Origin of the sequence: Pseudomonas poae (assembly GCF_001439785.1) — a bacterium.
GTDB lineage: Bacteria > Pseudomonadota > Gammaproteobacteria > Pseudomonadales > Pseudomonadaceae > Aquipseudomonas > Aquipseudomonas poae.
Genome location: NZ_JYLI01000005.1, coordinates 102,843 through 116,901 on the forward strand (window position 1 = coordinate 102,843; position 14,059 = coordinate 116,901).

A 14,059-nucleotide genomic window follows, 5' to 3' on the forward strand; every position below is an offset into this window, starting at 1 on the left:
TTATCCGCCTCCAAAGCCAGCCTAGACTGAGCTTCCCAACGTTTATTTCGACTCAGAGGAACAGCGCGATGAAAATCCTATTGATAGGCGCCAGCGGCACAATCGGCTCGGCGGTCAAGGCAGAGTTAGCGCAACGCCACGAAGTGATCAGCATCGGCCGCGACAGTGGCGACTTCCAGGCTAATATCAGCGACAGCGCCTCGATCCGTCGGCTGTTTGAACAAACCGGCAAGTTCGACGCACTGATCTGCGCGGCCGGCAGCGTGAATTTTGTCGCGCTGGGCGACATGCGCGACAGCGATTTTGACCTGGGCCTGCGCGACAAATTGATGGGCCAGGTCAATCTGCTGCTGATCGGTCGTGAATACGCCAACGACGGCGCCTCGTTCACCTTCACCAGCGGCATCCTCAACCGCGACCCGATCCGCACCGGCGCCTCGGCTGCGCTGGTCAATGGTGCGCTTGATGCGTTTGTGAAAGCGGCGGCAATCGAGTTGCCACGGGGTCTGCGCATCAACTCGGTCAGCCCGACGGTATTGCTGGAAGCCATGGACAGCTACGCGCCGTATTTTCGCGGTTACAAGCCGGTCAGCGCTGCCGATGTGGCGTTGGCCTACGCCAAGAGCGTGGAAGGCTTGCAGACGGGTCAGACCTACATCGTGGGCTGAGACTCAGGGGTGTTACCTGAAAATCGAGTCATCCACTCAATTGCCAGTGCGCGGGGAGCCAAAAACCTGAGTTCTGCGCCCAACACGCTGTGAACCCTGGACGTGCTGATCTGATAACCGTCCACCTGAAGCCTCACGTATTTCTGGTAAGCCAGCAATGTGGTGGACCTTGCCCGTGCACTGGCGTCGGGACTCAACGTGACAGTCACTTCCACATTGGCCGGATCAGGGCCTCCGGCCTTTTTAAGCTGGAGCGAAACGTCCGTGAAATCCGTCACTGAAGAAAAGACAAGCCGCGCAGGCTCATCCGCCCCGGCGACACTTGCCCAAAGCAGAACAATACCGAGGCTCAATTTGATGTTCATTGCCGTATCCGCTTCAAAAAAGATGCCGACGCTCCCACGATTTTCTAACTCTAGACGATAGGACGCGTCCGAATCCTCCATGCGCCATTTCCCATAGGGTGTGCCGCACTTGTGATGCACCGCCAGTCTGCGTAACGTGGCGGCACTTGTCAGGAGACCCGAAAATGCGTGCCGCCCGTACCCTTGCTCTGTGTGCCTTGCTTCCCCTGTTCGCTGCCTGCCAGATGTTCGAGAGAGAGCCTGCCAAACCGTCCACCGTCGGGATGACCCGTATGCAAGGCGAACTCACGGCGGTGGGCGGCAAGCTGTTGTTCCAGCCATGTCGCGACCAGCGTAACTACATGGTCAAGGACACCGGCGGCACCAGCATCCTGCAGGAGGCCGCGTCGCTCGCCGGCCAGCAAGGCGCCCTGTTTGCCGACTTGCGTGGCAAATTTTCCGGGGTGGCCACCGGCACTCAGGGCGAGGTTGAGCTGCAACAGCTGTACCGCGTCGAGCGTTCAACCTCGGCCTGCGATGACCCTGATTTCAAGCGCATGATCCTGCGCGCCAATGGCCACAAGCCGGCCTGGGCACTCAACGTCACCGCCAAGGGCATGGTGCTGGAACGCGAAGGCCAGCCGCCGCTGCCGGTGCCCTATGTTGAAGAGCAACTGGGTGATGGCCGTTTCAACCTGATGACCGAGGCCAATAACCAGCACATCGAATTGTGGGTGGCCCCGCAACGCTGCGTCGACCCGGTCAGCGGCAGCCTGCAACACATGACCGCCGAATTGCGGATCAACGGTCAAGTCCAGCGTGGCTGCGCCGCTTTCGGTGGTTCGCGGGACGACTGATTGGCCCCTGCGCTGTTTTAGCATGACGGGAAACCGTGGTTGGGGCTTATAATCGCCGGTTTGCAAAACAGCCGGCCTGTTTGCCCGCCGCCTACCGGATCCTGTCATGTTACGAATCACCGAACTCAAGCTGCCCATCGACCATCCCGAAGAAGACCTGCGGCCCGCCATCGTGCAGCGCCTGGGGATTGCCAGTGATGACCTGCTCGATTTCACCCTGTTCAAGCGCAGCTACGATGCCCGCAAGAAAACCTCGGAGCTGTGCTTCATCTACACCATCGACCTGAACGTGGTGGGCGAAGCCGCCCTGCTGCTCAAGTTTGCCGATGACCGCAACGTCAACCCGGCACCGGACATCAGCTACAAGGTGGTGGGCCAGGCGCCGCAGGGTTTGACCGAACGGCCGGTTGTGGTCGGCTTTGGCCCGTGCGGCATTTTTGCCGGTCTGTTGCTGGCGCAGATGGGCTTCAAGCCGATCATCCTCGAGCGCGGCAAGGAAGTGCGCCAGCGCACCAAGGACACCTGGGGCCTGTGGCGCAAAAACGTGCTCAACCCCGAGTCCAACGTGCAGTTTGGCGAAGGCGGCGCTGGCACCTTTTCCGACGGCAAGCTCTACAGCCAGATCAAGGACCCGAAATTCCTCGGCCGCAAGGTTCTGCACGAATTCGTCAAGGCCGGCGCTCCGGAAGAAATCCTGTACGTCAGCAAACCGCATATCGGCACCTTTCGCCTGACCGGCGTGGTGGAAAACATGCGCCAGCAGATCATTGCGCTGGGCGGTGAAGTGCGTTTCGAGCAGCGCGTGACCGACGTGCTGATCGACGACGGTCAGTTGCACGGCGTGGTCATTGACGGCGGCGAGCAGATCCTCTCAAAGCATGTGATCCTCGCCCTGGGCCACAGCGCCCGCGACACGTTCCGCATGCTGCATGGCCGTGGCGTGTACATGGAAGCCAAGCCGTTCTCGGTGGGCTTTCGGATCGAACACCCGCAATCGCTGATCGATGCCGCGCGCCTGGGCAAGTACGCCGGGCACCCGAAACTCGGTGCCGCCGACTACAAGCTGGTGTACCACGCCAAAAACGGCCGTTCGGTCTACAGCTTCTGCATGTGCCCAGGTGGCACGGTGGTTGCGGCCACTTCCGAGCCCAATCGCGTGGTCACCAACGGCATGAGCCAATACTCGCGTAACGAGCGCAACGCCAACTCCGGCATTGTGGTCGGCATCACGCCGGACGTGGATTACCCGGGTGGCCCGCTGGCGGGCATCGAGTTGCAGGAGCGCCTGGAATCCCATGCCTATGTGCTCGGCGGCAGCAACTACGAAGCACCGGCGCAATTGGTGGGCGACTTCATCGCGGGCAGACCGTCTACCGCCATCGGCAGCGTGGAACCGTCCTACAAACCCGGCGTATCGCTGGGCGATCTGGCCCTGGCCCTGCCTGAGTTTGCCATCGAGGCCATTCGCGAAGCGTTGCCGGCGTTTGAAAAGCAGATCAAGGGCTATTCGCTGCACGATGCCGTGCTGACCGGGATCGAAACGCGCACCTCTTCGCCACTGCGCATTACCCGTGACGATTCGCTGCAAAGCCTGAATGTGAAAGGCCTGTTCCCGGCCGGCGAAGGTGCCGGTTATGCCGGCGGCATCCTGTCGGCGGGCGTTGACGGGATTCGGATTGCCGAGGCGCTGGCGCGGGATATCTTGGGTATCGAGGCCTGACTGTGTTGTGGTGAGCGGGCTTGTTGTGGCAGGCGGGCTTGCTGTGGCGAGCGGGCTTGCCCCGCGTTGGGGTGCGAAGCGCCCCCAATCAAGAAACCCTCGGTATACCTGATACTACGCGGAGGCCGGTTCTGGGGCTGCTGCGCACCCCAACGCAGGGCAAGCCTGCTCGCCACAACAAGCGCGCTCGCCACAGGGATGTAGTTGCCTGCGCAGATTGTGGGGTGGTGTCAGATATTGGCGCGCCGAATGCTGTCCGGTAACGGCTCGCCCTGTTCCACACTGGCCGCCACCATCGCGATCAGATCTTCCAGCGCATACCCCTGGGCCGCCAACCAAGTCTCGTCGTAATAGGTTGTGGCGTAACGCTCCCCACCATCACATAAAATAGCCACGATCGAGCCCGACTCTCCCGCCGCTTTCATCTGCTGCGCGGCCATCAGTGCGCCAACCAGGTTAGTCCCGCTGGACCCGCCCACCCGGCGCCCAAGCCGCCCCGCCAGGTAGTGCATGGCCGCCAGCGACAGCGCGTCGGGCACCTTGACCATCGCATCAATCACGTTGGGCAGAAACGACGCTTCGACCCTTGGCCGGCCGATGCCTTCGATCCGTGAACCGCAGTCCAGGCGCAAGCCCGCATCGCCGCTCAGGTAATAGTCGAAAAATACTGAACGCTCGGCATCGGCGCACAACACCCGGGTGCAATGCTGGCGATAACGCACGTAACGCCCCAGGGTCGCGGTGGTGCCACCGGTGCCGGGGTTGGAAATCAACCAGCTCGGCTCCGGGTGTTGCTCAAAGCGCATCTGCTGGAAAATCGATTCGGCGATGTTGTTGTTGGCACGCCAGTCGGTAGCCCGCTCGGCGAAAGTGAACTGGTCCATGAAGTGCCCGCCGCTTTCCTGCGCCAGCCGTTCGGACTCGGTATAGATCTGCATCGGATCGTCTACCAGATGGCTCTGGCCACCATAAAAGGCAATCTGGGCAATCTTTTCCCGCGACGTTGTGCTGGGCATCACCGCAATAAACGGCAGCCCGAGCAGGCGCGCGAAATAGGCCTCCGACACTGCGGTCGAACCGCTGGACGCCTCGATCACCGGGGCGCCAGGCTTGAGCCAGCCGTTGCACAGCGCATACAGAAACAGTGAACGCGCCAGCCGGTGTTTGAGGCTGCCCGTGGGGTGGCTGGACTCATCCTTGAAGTACAACTCGATACCCGGCAGGCCAGGTAATGGCAGAGGGATCAGGTGCGTGTCGGCGCTGCGCTGGAAGTCCGCTTCAATGATACGAATAGCTTCGCGGGCCCAGGTACGGTTGTCGCTCATCAGGAGACTCTCACAGGATGTCAGCCTTGATATTAGGGGGTTTCCTACGTATCACACAGATACAGTGACGACTCAATTGGACACACAATTGCTAGGCTCAAGTGCGAGCCTGACTTAGCCCCTCGCTTATAACAAATAAGAATATAACTTTTGTTTTAACAACTAACGGTACGGGTTAGGGTAGCCGCCTATTGACTCTGGATTGGAGAGCCTCCCCTTGCCTCTGCGTAGCTCGTTTACCCGTTTCTTCCAGTTGGAAGCCGCCAGCGGCCTGTTGCTGATCGCGGCCGCCGCGTTGGCGTTGATTGTCAACAACTCACCGTTGTCGCACCTGTACACCGCGTTTCTCGATGTACCGGTGGTGGCGCAGATCGGTGCGCTGAAAATCGCCAAACCGGCCCTGTTGTGGATCAACGACGGCCTGATGGCGCTGTTCTTTTTGCTGATCGGGCTGGAGGTCAAGCGCGAACTGCTTGATGGCCACCTGTCCAAACCGTCCCAAGTGGTGCTGCCGGGTGCAGCCGCCATTGGCGGCATGGTGGTGCCGGCGCTGATCTACTGGGCGATCAACAAGGACTACCCCGCCGCGCTTTCCGGCTGGGCGATCCCCATGGCCACCGACATTGCCTTCGCACTGGGCGTGCTGGCGCTGCTGGGCAAGCGCGTGCCGGTGTCGCTGAAACTGTTCCTGATGACCCTGGCCATCATCGATGACCTGGGGGCAATTATCGTCATCGCATTGTTCTATTCGGCCGAGCTGTCCAGCGCTGCGCTGGCCGGTGCGGCCGCCTGCCTCGTGGCCCTGATCGCGATGAATCGGCTGGGCGTAGTCAAGCTTGGGCCTTACCTGATCATCGGTTTGATCCTGTGGATCTGTGTGCTCAAGAGCGGCGTGCACGCCACCCTGGCGGGCGTGACCCTGGCGTTCTGCATCCCGATGCGTACCCGGAACGCCGAACCCTCACCGCTGCTCACCCTCGAACACGCCCTGCACCCCTGGGTGGCCTACGGCATACTGCCGCTGTTCGCGTTCGCCAACGCCGGCGTATCACTCACCGGCGTGAGCCTGGAAAGCTTCACCCACCACGTCCCCATGGGCATCGCGGCCGGCTTGCTGATCGGCAAGACTGTCGGCGTTTTCGGCCTCACCTGGCTGGCCATCAAGACCGGCATCGCCGCCCTGCCCGCCGGTGCCAACTGGGGCCAGGTCTTTGGCGTGGCGATCCTGTGCGGCATCGGTTTCACCATGAGCCTCTTTGTCGGCTCTCTGGCATTTGTACCGGGCGCGAGCGAGTTTGCCGGGGAGGATCGAATGGGGATCCTCACCGGGTCGATACTCGCCGCGTGTATTGGTTATGGCGTGACGGCGATGGCAAGTCGCAAGAAGGCCTGACCCTTGTAGCAGGAGCCGGTGAGCCGGCTCCTGCTTCATCCAATTCCCCCTTCTTTCGCAGTTCCTTCCTGCATCCACCCTCCTCGGCTTGTTCTAACGTCAGCACCCGGCCTCTACGCCGGATCTCGTTAAGCACCGCGCCAGGAGGGCACAATGGCAAGCAACAAGGACGTAGTTCAAGTCTGGCGATCCTACGGCACCGGGACCGGCGGGTATCGACGACTTGAGCCCATGAGTGAAGCTCAGTTAGCGGCCCGGACGGCCATCCAGCAACGCGCTCATGGAGAAATGATCGACCGGCAGATTGCTGAAGAAGCGTATTTTCGGGTGAAGCCACCACCGCCTCAGGCCCCCAAGGTGGGTTGCGTATTTGCCAAGTCATGCAACTTGCCGGACGCACTCATCGATTACCACGATCCGACCGGTTATGTGCCTCTGGATCAACTCAAGGATTACGGCGAGTACGCACTGCTGGGAGCGCTGGAAGCTGACGCCACTGGCCGTTTGCCCTTGCGAAAAGTCAGCGGCGCGGCAATACCTGCCGGGCTGGGGGCATTGGCACTAGGCGGCACCGCACATATGGGTATATCCGCCGACCGAAAAAGCCGCGACGATTATTGTCGACCCGATTTACCCGCCTGAGTACAGGGACTTCATTCTCGTCTTCCCCGCCGACTCCGGGGTCAGGCCCCTGTATATCGTCGTAAGCTGGAAGTATGAGGACGCGCCTTATCACAGCAAGAAGGGAAACTCAGTTAAAAGTAAAAGGCCTGAAAACGGATTGGATTCACTCAATGAGTCGATAGAAGTAAATCCACCCAACTCGCGTAGACGTATAGCAATTGATCCCCACACCAAGGAGTTTGTGGTGATAGATCGCACAGCTGAAGGCTCCTATCACGCGCACGTAAGGCCTTGGAGTGGCTTACGGCAAGAGATGAAAAACGCCTTAATCAAAGCCGGAAAGACCAACCGCAAGGGAAAAATATTGGGAGATACCAAATGACTATGCGATACCACGACCCATCATTGGATCACGATGAAGCAGTACGTTATTTAGCAACGACAGATAGAAGCAAGGTAACAGAGGCATTAATCTCAATTGGGCTGAATGAAATGGACGGCGCGTGGGCACAAAACACGTGCCTTCAGTTTATCGGGCACCCTGACGATGACATCGCAGCAGCAGCTATCGTAGCTATAGGTCACATCGCACGTCGATTCGGAGAGATAGATATGACGAAAATCATCCCGGCGTTCGAACAAGCAAGAAGAAGGGGCACCGCCTTATCCGCATCCGTGAATGATGCGATGGATGACATAGAGATGTTTACCTGACGCCCGAAAATAAACGCCGCGAAAAGCATCAGAAACGAAAAAACCCCAACCGGTCACCCGGTTGGGGTTTTATGTTTCCACGACCTGCGTTTAGCGCGTAACGCGGCTGGTGCCATCAACCGTCATGATGCGCACGCGGTCACCGATGCGGAAGATTTCATTTTCCTGCACGGCCTGTACATAAGCGCGGGTGCTGCCGTCGTCTTCGCGAACGGTAATTTCCACGCCCTGGGTGCGGGTCAGGCCTTCTTCGGTGGCCGAACCCAGCAGGCCGCCGGCGACAGCGCCAATGACAGCGGTGACAATGCTGCCACGGCCACCGCCGATGGCGCTGCCGCCCACGCCGCCAATGACTGCGCCTGCAGCGCCGCCGATTGGGGTTTTGGTGCCTTCGATTTTCACCGGACGCAGGGATTCGATGGTGCCCATGCGAACGGTCTGCACACGACGTGCTTCGTCACGGGAGTACGAGTCGCCGGTCAGACTCGAGGCGCAGCCACCCAGCAATAAGGACAGGGTGGTAAAGCAGGCAACCAGTAAAACGGACTTACGCATAGCATCAACTCCAAAGGACAGGTATTCATTAGACGCTGCCACTTGCCGCCTGTCACGGCACGAACGGCAGAAAATTGCTTTCATTCAGCCAGAGTACAGACTGCCATCACCCGAAAACTCGACGAACGGTTTTCCGCTCCCAACGGATCACACTGCAACAGCGCTCTCCACTAGTGTAGTCGCACAGCCGAAAACGCCCGCAGTCCGTTGAGTCAAGACTCCAACGCAGCAGGCATCATTCAAGTGACATGACGAAAGGTGAAACTCAGGGCGCAAGGCGCTCGCGTGTCCAGTCTGTGCCCTGCAGGCGGTAGTTAAGCCGATCATGCAGGCGGCTGGAGCGGCCTTGCCAGAACTCGATGCGCTCCGGCAGCAAGCGATAGCCTCCCCAGTGCTCGGGGCAGTGGGGTTGTGTATCGCTGAAGCGCTGTTCGGTAGCCTTGAGCAGTTCCTGCAGTTCTTCACGGTCACGAATGACCTTGCTCTGCGCAGACGCCCAGGCACCCAGCCGGCTGCCAAGGGGGCGGACCTGATAATAGGCATCCGACTCTTCGGGAGTGACCTTGACCACCCGCCCCTCGATGCGCACCTGGCGCTCCAGGGTCGGCCAGAAAAAGGTCATGGCGGCGAACGGACGCGCCGCAAGCTGCTCGCCCTTGGCACTCTGATAGTTGGTGAAGAAGGTAAAGCCCTGTGCATCCAGGCCCTTGAGCAACAGAACGCGGCAATGCGGGCGACCGTCCTGGTCGACCGTGGCCAGCGTCATGGCATTGGCCTCGACCGGTGCCTGCTCGGTGCTCACCGCATCGGCAAACCACTGGCGGAACAAGGCAAACGGTTCGCTCGGGGCCTGAGCCTCATTCAAACCGTCCCGTGTGTAATCACGGCGCATATCGGCCAGTGCCTGGGTCATGCGGCTTTATCCTTCTGGTTCAACGACTCAGTTTTTCGCCTGATCAGCCGCAGCGGGTGCATCGACCTTGGCCTTGGCCGGAGCGGCTTTCTTCGCAGCCGGTTTGGCCGGAGCCTTTTTGGCGGCTGGCTTGGCGGCGGCTTTTTTGGTTGCAGCCTTTTTCGCCGGAGCCTTGGCCGCAGCTTTTGCAGCCGGTACCGGTGCCGGTGCAGGCACATTCTGCACGGCAACCATTTCCACAGGTGGGGTCTTGCCCGAGTTGTACTTGCTCAGCAGTGCCAACATGGTTGTACGCTGCGTGAACATGATTTCCATGCGACGGTTCAGCGCACGGCCCTGGTTGCTGTCGTTGGCAGCACGCGGCATCAGGTCGCCCATGCCGCGCAGCATCAGGCGGTCCTGCTTAAGGCCGCTGAGGCTGAAGATCGACGCGATGGACTGTGCACGTTCCTTGGTCAGTGCCTGGCTCGCCGGGGCAGTGCCGGTGGCATCAACGTGACCGAGCACCAGTACGGCGGTTTTTGGGTCGGATTCAACGGCCTTGGCCACCCGAGTGAACGGGCCCAGAGTCACCGGCAGCAACATGGCCGGACGCTTGGGGTTGTAGGAGGCGTCAACCGGGGCAATCACCACCAGTACATTGTCGCGACGTTCCAGCTGCAGGTTGCTGTCCTTGATCGCTTCACGCAGGCGTGGCTCATAGTCGTCCAGCCAGGCCTGGGTAATTTTCGGGTCAGGCATCTGCACGTTGCTGACGTCGACCTTGGCCAATGGCTTTGGCTTGCTTTCGAACGGCCACCACCAGTGGGTTTCGGTGTCGGTCTTGGCGACGGCAGGCGCAGCGTCCGAAGCCGGGGTGGCGGCTTTGACGTCGGCTTTCAGATCAGCCTTGTCTGCAGCGGCCTTGTCGTCGGCGCGCTTTGAGCCGAATGGCCACCAGTTGAAGCCGCTGTCGGCTTTAGCCGCTGGCGCAGGGGCGGCAGCGGTGGCAGGTGCCGGTGCGGCAGCAGCGGCCGCAGCCGGAGCGGCTGGCTTGGCGCCCGCAGCTGGCTTGGCGTCCGGCTTGGCGTCGGTTTGGGTCACTGCGTCCTTGGTAGCAGCCTTGTCAGATCCAAATGACCACCAGTGCCCTCCTTCGGCATCATTTTGTGGCGTTTGCGCGCAACCTGTAATAGTGAGGCACAGCGCCAGTGCCAAGGACTTGTTCGATAACATGAGATATCCACACAATGAGAAAAACCGAGGGTCAGGCTGACCCGTTAAACCGACGCATACAGAACATTGAAATTACATTATTCCGTCAGCGTCTTCTTATAGTCGCATTTGTAACAAAAAATTGTGAAACGGCAAGCGGTTTACAGACAATCGGCCAATATTCCGACCAACTTCTGTGCACGTGGGTCCATAAGTACGTAGGGACCCAATGTATTAGTCACAAAACCAAATGCAACATCATGCTCCGGGTCGGCAAATCCCACCGAACCACCCGCGCCAGGATGCCCGAACGCACGCGGGCCAAGGCCGAACGTCGCGTTGGGCAGTTGTGGCTGATCCAGCATGCAGCCCAGGCCGAAGCGGGTTTGAGTCAATAATGTTTTATCGGGTCCGATACTGTGTTCACGGGTCAATTCTTCGAGCATGTCGGCTTCCAGCAAACTACCGTCGAGCAAGCCACTATAAAAACCCGCCAGACTGCGCGCATTACCGTGACCATTAGCCGCCGGCTGCTGCATGCGTCGCCACTCGGGTTTATTAGTGCTGGTCAGAATGGACGGCGGATTGGCAAATGCGCGCGTTGTCATGGCCGCCGGTTCACGCATCATTACATGCAATAAACGTTGTGCGGCTTCGTCGCCCATAGTGCCTTTACTGCGCGCTATATGGGCAACACGATAAAACTCTTCATCCGCCAGGCCCACATGAAAGTCCAGGCCCAATGGCCGTGCAACCCTCGCCACGATGGACTCCCCCGGCCCACGCCCATCGGCGCGACTCAGCAGCTCACCGACCAGCCAGCCATAGGTAATCGCCTCATAGCCATGACCCTGGCCCGGAATCCACCACGGAGCCTCGGCCGCCAGCGTGTCGACCATCAGTTGCCAGTCATAGAGCGCCTCGGCAGGCAGCATCTCGCGGATCGCCGGCAACCCGGCCTGATGGCAGAGCAACTGGCGCAGGGTGACGGCTTGCTTTCCAGCGGCGGCAAATTCAGGCCAGTAGTTGGCCACTGGCGCATCCAGTTGCAGCTTGCCCTCAGCCACCAGTTGCAGGGCCGTGACCGCTGTAAAGGTCTTGGTGCAGGAGAACAGGTTGACGAGGGTGTCGCTGTGCCAGGCCTCGGCCCCGTCCTTGTCGGCGGTGCCGGCCCACAGGTCGACCACCGTTTCGCCACCGATCTGGATACAGAGCCCGGCACCACGCTCCTGCGGGTCATCGAACAACGCGGCAAACGCTTCGCGCACGGCTTCAAACTGGAGCGTGTAATGACCCTGAACCTGCACCGAAGTCCCCTCGGAAAACACCGTAAAAAGTGGCGGACATTGTTCCAGCCCTTGTAGGATTTGTGAACCCATCAGCGCGGAATCAATGGCCATTCCCGGAATGCCCACCGGCGTGCCCGGCGCCCTTCCCTGCACCCTCGCCAGCCGGACCGGCCTTGCCGCCTTCATGCTCACGCACCGCGCCGGCCGCACTGGCTTGTTCGGCCGCCTTGCCCAGTTGCTTGACCGCCGCCAGGTTGCTCTTGCGCACGTTGTCGACAAAGCCCTGGAACGGCACATCGGTTATACCCACCAGCCCAAAGTGTCCGTTTTCGCCATCCAGCAAGCGACCGGTCACCGGCTGGTCCAGGTATTGAAACCAGTGCACGCCAACAATCGACGGTTCCGCCATGGCCTGCTTGAGGAAGGTGGCGTACGCCGAACTACGGTCCTCTTCCCGCTCCAATTGCGTCACACCGCCCCAGAAAGGGCCACGGTCGGCGGAGCCGAAGTTGAATTCAGTGATCAGCACCGGCTTGTCCAGCGCGTGCAACGCGGCGAAGTCATAGCCGTCCTGAGGCTTGAGCGTATACATGTTGAAACTCAGCACATCGCAATACTGCGCGCACGAGGCCACGGCCTCCGGCGTGCTCACCGCATAGCGCCCGCCCAGCAGTAACTGGTTGGGCGCATGCCATTTCAGCGAATCGGAAATGGTCTTGAAGTAGGCATCGGCGAAGGTCTTCTGGAAGTACTTGAAGTCGGCCTCGATTTCCGGGTGCTCAGGATTGGGCATCGGCGGTTCAAAGCCCGGATCTTCCATCAATTCCCAACCCGCCAGTTGAACACCCCACGCCTTGGAAAGGCCTTCTTCGTTGCGGTACTTGTCGCGCAGCTGCTTGAGGAACGCGCGCTTGGCCGGGACGTCGGTGGTCATGCGCAAGGTGCCGTAGGCCAGGGCGTAGCGGGATTTGGGGTCATCACCGGGACCGGCCCAGGCCAGTTCGTTGTCGGCAAAATAGCCGATCAGCCAGGGGTCGTCGCGATGGTCGCGGGCCGCAATGGCCACGGCGCGCTCGGTGGCCATGGCGAAGCGCGGGTCGAACGGATCGGGCATGCCACCCCACCAGTCGGTGCCGGTGCTGATGCTGGCGTAATCGCCGACGATCGACAGCGGCAAGGTGTAAGGCACGCGCTCGGCGTCAGCCAGACCCTCGTCGCTCCAATTACCGACGGTGTTGAAACCCCAGGCTTGCAGGCGGTCGAGGGTGTGATTGACCCAGCGCTGGTGGTCAAAGTGTTCGGTGCCGTAGGTACGTTGCAGGTTGGCACCGTAGAAATCGTACCAGCGGCCCGAGGCAAAGTGGCGGCCTTCGCCTGAGCCGTTGCCGGTGCGATGGTCACTGCTGCCATAGTATTTGTCGAAGGGTTCACCGGCTTTGGGCAACGCGGCGAACATCCATTCGCGGCCGCCCACGTAGGTCTGGTTGTTGTCCGGGGCGACGGTGTTGACGCCCAGCGAGTAGAAGGGATGACCCAGCGGCGTCACCAGGTACCAGCGCCCGTCGCGCTTCTCGGTGCGGAAAAAACCGCTGGCCTCGAAGGCCGGCCCCTTGTTCCAGCCACCGAAGGTGTCCAGTGAGGAGTTGTCGCGCTCAGCCAGCCAGCCCTTGAGCTGTTGTTGCTCCCGGGCGGCGGCAGCCTTGAGTTGCTCGTCACTGCTGACCTTTTCCGGCCAGCGCGCACGGGTGGACTGCCCATAGGCATCGACCAGTTCGCCGTACGCTGCCCTGATAGCCGGTTCGACATCCTGCACGCCAAAGCGCTCCAGCAGAATACTTTGGGCGGCATTGGGCTTGAGCATCGACAAGGTCACCGACACCACCTGGCTGCGGTCGATTTCTCCGCTGCTGGCAGCGAGCAATACGCGCTGACCGTCGAGACTGATCGGCATCGGCGGGCCGGCCTTCATGCCCTGGCTCAAGGGCGAGTTGGCCTGCAGCGGAACCAGCAAGGTCTGCGCCGGGCCGGCCGGCAGGTCGATGCGGCTGACCAGGGTCTTGCCGTCGCTGCTCTGCACCTTGACGTAGAGGGTCAAGGCCCAGTCCATGGCGCTCTGGATGCGCAGGCTCATGGCGCCGGACTGCGACCAGTCCCAGGTGCCGCTCTGAGGGCTGAGCACCAGGCTCGGCTCGTTCGCAGGGCTGAAGGTGATACGGCGCAGCACCTCGCCTTCGGCCGTTTGCTCGGCGTTGTATTGCGGCAGGCTGGCGTCATGGGTCGCCACGTTGACCACATCGGCGGGGCGCACGAAGTTGAACAGCGTTTGTTGCCCGGCCGGCGCGGCAAACAAGGGCGCGGCAAACAGCAGGGCAAAAAGAGCGGGCAGCGTGCGAATCATACGAGCAAGGTTCTCCAGACGGCCGGTGAAAGGCCTGATGAAATACGTCGATAACAGTGACCACG

The 14,059-nt window shown here is 60.7% G+C and carries 12 protein-coding genes and 1 pseudogene; 6 read left to right on the top strand and 7 right to left on the bottom strand.

The features are described 5' to 3' along the window. Window positions 1-68: 68 nt before the first annotated feature. The gene (locus TU75_RS07700; protein ID WP_015371440.1) at window positions 69-668 is read left to right on the top strand and encodes a short chain dehydrogenase; all 600 of its coding nucleotides are present in this window, start codon (window positions 69-71) and stop codon (window positions 666-668) included. Here TU75_RS07700 and TU75_RS07705 read toward each other — a convergent pair. Then, the gene (locus TU75_RS07705; RefSeq protein WP_015371439.1) at window positions 653-1,114 is read right to left on the bottom strand and encodes a hypothetical protein; all 462 of its coding nucleotides are present in this window, start codon (window positions 1,112-1,114) and stop codon (window positions 653-655) included. The two genes, TU75_RS07700 and TU75_RS07705, sit on opposite strands and share 16 nt — an antisense overlap. Before the next feature lie 83 nt (window positions 1,115-1,197). Here TU75_RS07705 and TU75_RS07710 point away from each other — a divergent pair, with 83 nt between their 5' ends. Both TU75_RS07710 and TU75_RS07715 read left to right on the top strand, forming a co-directional pair. Next, window positions 1,198-1,869: a COG3650 family protein gene (locus TU75_RS07710; RefSeq protein ID WP_015371438.1), complete on the top strand. Its 672-nt coding sequence runs from the start codon at window positions 1,198-1,200 to the stop codon at window positions 1,867-1,869. Window positions 1,870-1,975: 106 nt separating this feature from the next. Further along, on the top strand, window positions 1,976-3,589 hold the full coding sequence (locus TU75_RS07715) for an NAD(P)/FAD-dependent oxidoreductase (protein WP_060548603.1): 1,614 nt from the start codon (window positions 1,976-1,978) through the stop codon (window positions 3,587-3,589). A gap of 230 nt (window positions 3,590-3,819) precedes the next feature. Here TU75_RS07715 and TU75_RS07720 read toward each other — a convergent pair whose 3' ends face one another. Further along, on the bottom strand, window positions 3,820-4,914 hold the full coding sequence (locus TU75_RS07720) for a PLP-dependent cysteine synthase family protein (protein WP_060548604.1): 1,095 nt from the start codon (window positions 4,912-4,914) through the stop codon (window positions 3,820-3,822). Window positions 4,915-5,131: 217 nt separating this feature from the next. Here TU75_RS07720 and nhaA point away from each other — a divergent pair, with 217 nt between their 5' ends. From nhaA to TU75_RS07735, 3 genes and pseudogenes are all read left to right on the top strand, one after another. Next, window positions 5,132-6,307: a Na+/H+ antiporter NhaA gene (nhaA, locus tag TU75_RS07725; protein ID WP_060548605.1), complete on the top strand. Its 1,176-nt coding sequence runs from the start codon at window positions 5,132-5,134 to the stop codon at window positions 6,305-6,307. 153 nt (window positions 6,308-6,460) lie between these two features. Continuing rightward, window positions 6,461-7,313 (top strand): annotated as a pseudogene (locus tag TU75_RS26325) (S-type pyocin domain-containing protein). After that, the gene (locus TU75_RS07735) at window positions 7,310-7,645 is read left to right on the top strand and encodes a hypothetical protein (RefSeq protein ID WP_003231134.1); all 336 of its coding nucleotides are present in this window, start codon (window positions 7,310-7,312) and stop codon (window positions 7,643-7,645) included. The pseudogene TU75_RS26325 and the gene TU75_RS07735 overlap by 4 nt, the downstream one beginning before the upstream one ends. Before the next feature lie 90 nt (window positions 7,646-7,735). Here the strand turns inward: TU75_RS07735 and TU75_RS07740 are convergent, their stop codons facing one another. The 5 genes from TU75_RS07740 to TU75_RS07760 form a co-directional block, all read right to left on the bottom strand. Beyond that, complete coding sequence (locus tag TU75_RS07740) at window positions 7,736-8,200, bottom strand: outer membrane lipoprotein (protein ID WP_003231137.1); 465 nt, start codon at window positions 8,198-8,200, stop codon at window positions 7,736-7,738. A 265-nt stretch (window positions 8,201-8,465) separates the two neighbouring features. Further along, window positions 8,466-9,113, bottom strand: a complete 648-nt coding sequence (gene pdxH, locus TU75_RS07745; RefSeq protein ID WP_060548607.1) for a pyridoxamine 5'-phosphate oxidase — start codon at window positions 9,111-9,113, stop codon at window positions 8,466-8,468. Between the two features lie 27 nt (window positions 9,114-9,140). Next, window positions 9,141-10,328, bottom strand: coding sequence for an OmpA family protein (locus TU75_RS07750; RefSeq protein ID WP_060548608.1), 1,188 nt, complete (start codon window positions 10,326-10,328; stop codon window positions 9,141-9,143). Between the two features lie 140 nt (window positions 10,329-10,468). After that, window positions 10,469-11,614 (bottom strand): serine hydrolase domain-containing protein, encoded by a 1,146-nt coding sequence (locus TU75_RS07755; RefSeq protein WP_060548723.1) that lies wholly within the window; start codon window positions 11,612-11,614, stop codon window positions 10,469-10,471. A gap of 82 nt (window positions 11,615-11,696) precedes the next feature. Then, window positions 11,697-13,994, bottom strand: coding sequence for a beta-galactosidase (locus TU75_RS07760; protein ID WP_060548609.1), 2,298 nt, complete (start codon window positions 13,992-13,994; stop codon window positions 11,697-11,699). Between the last annotated feature and the right edge of the window lie 65 nt (window positions 13,995-14,059).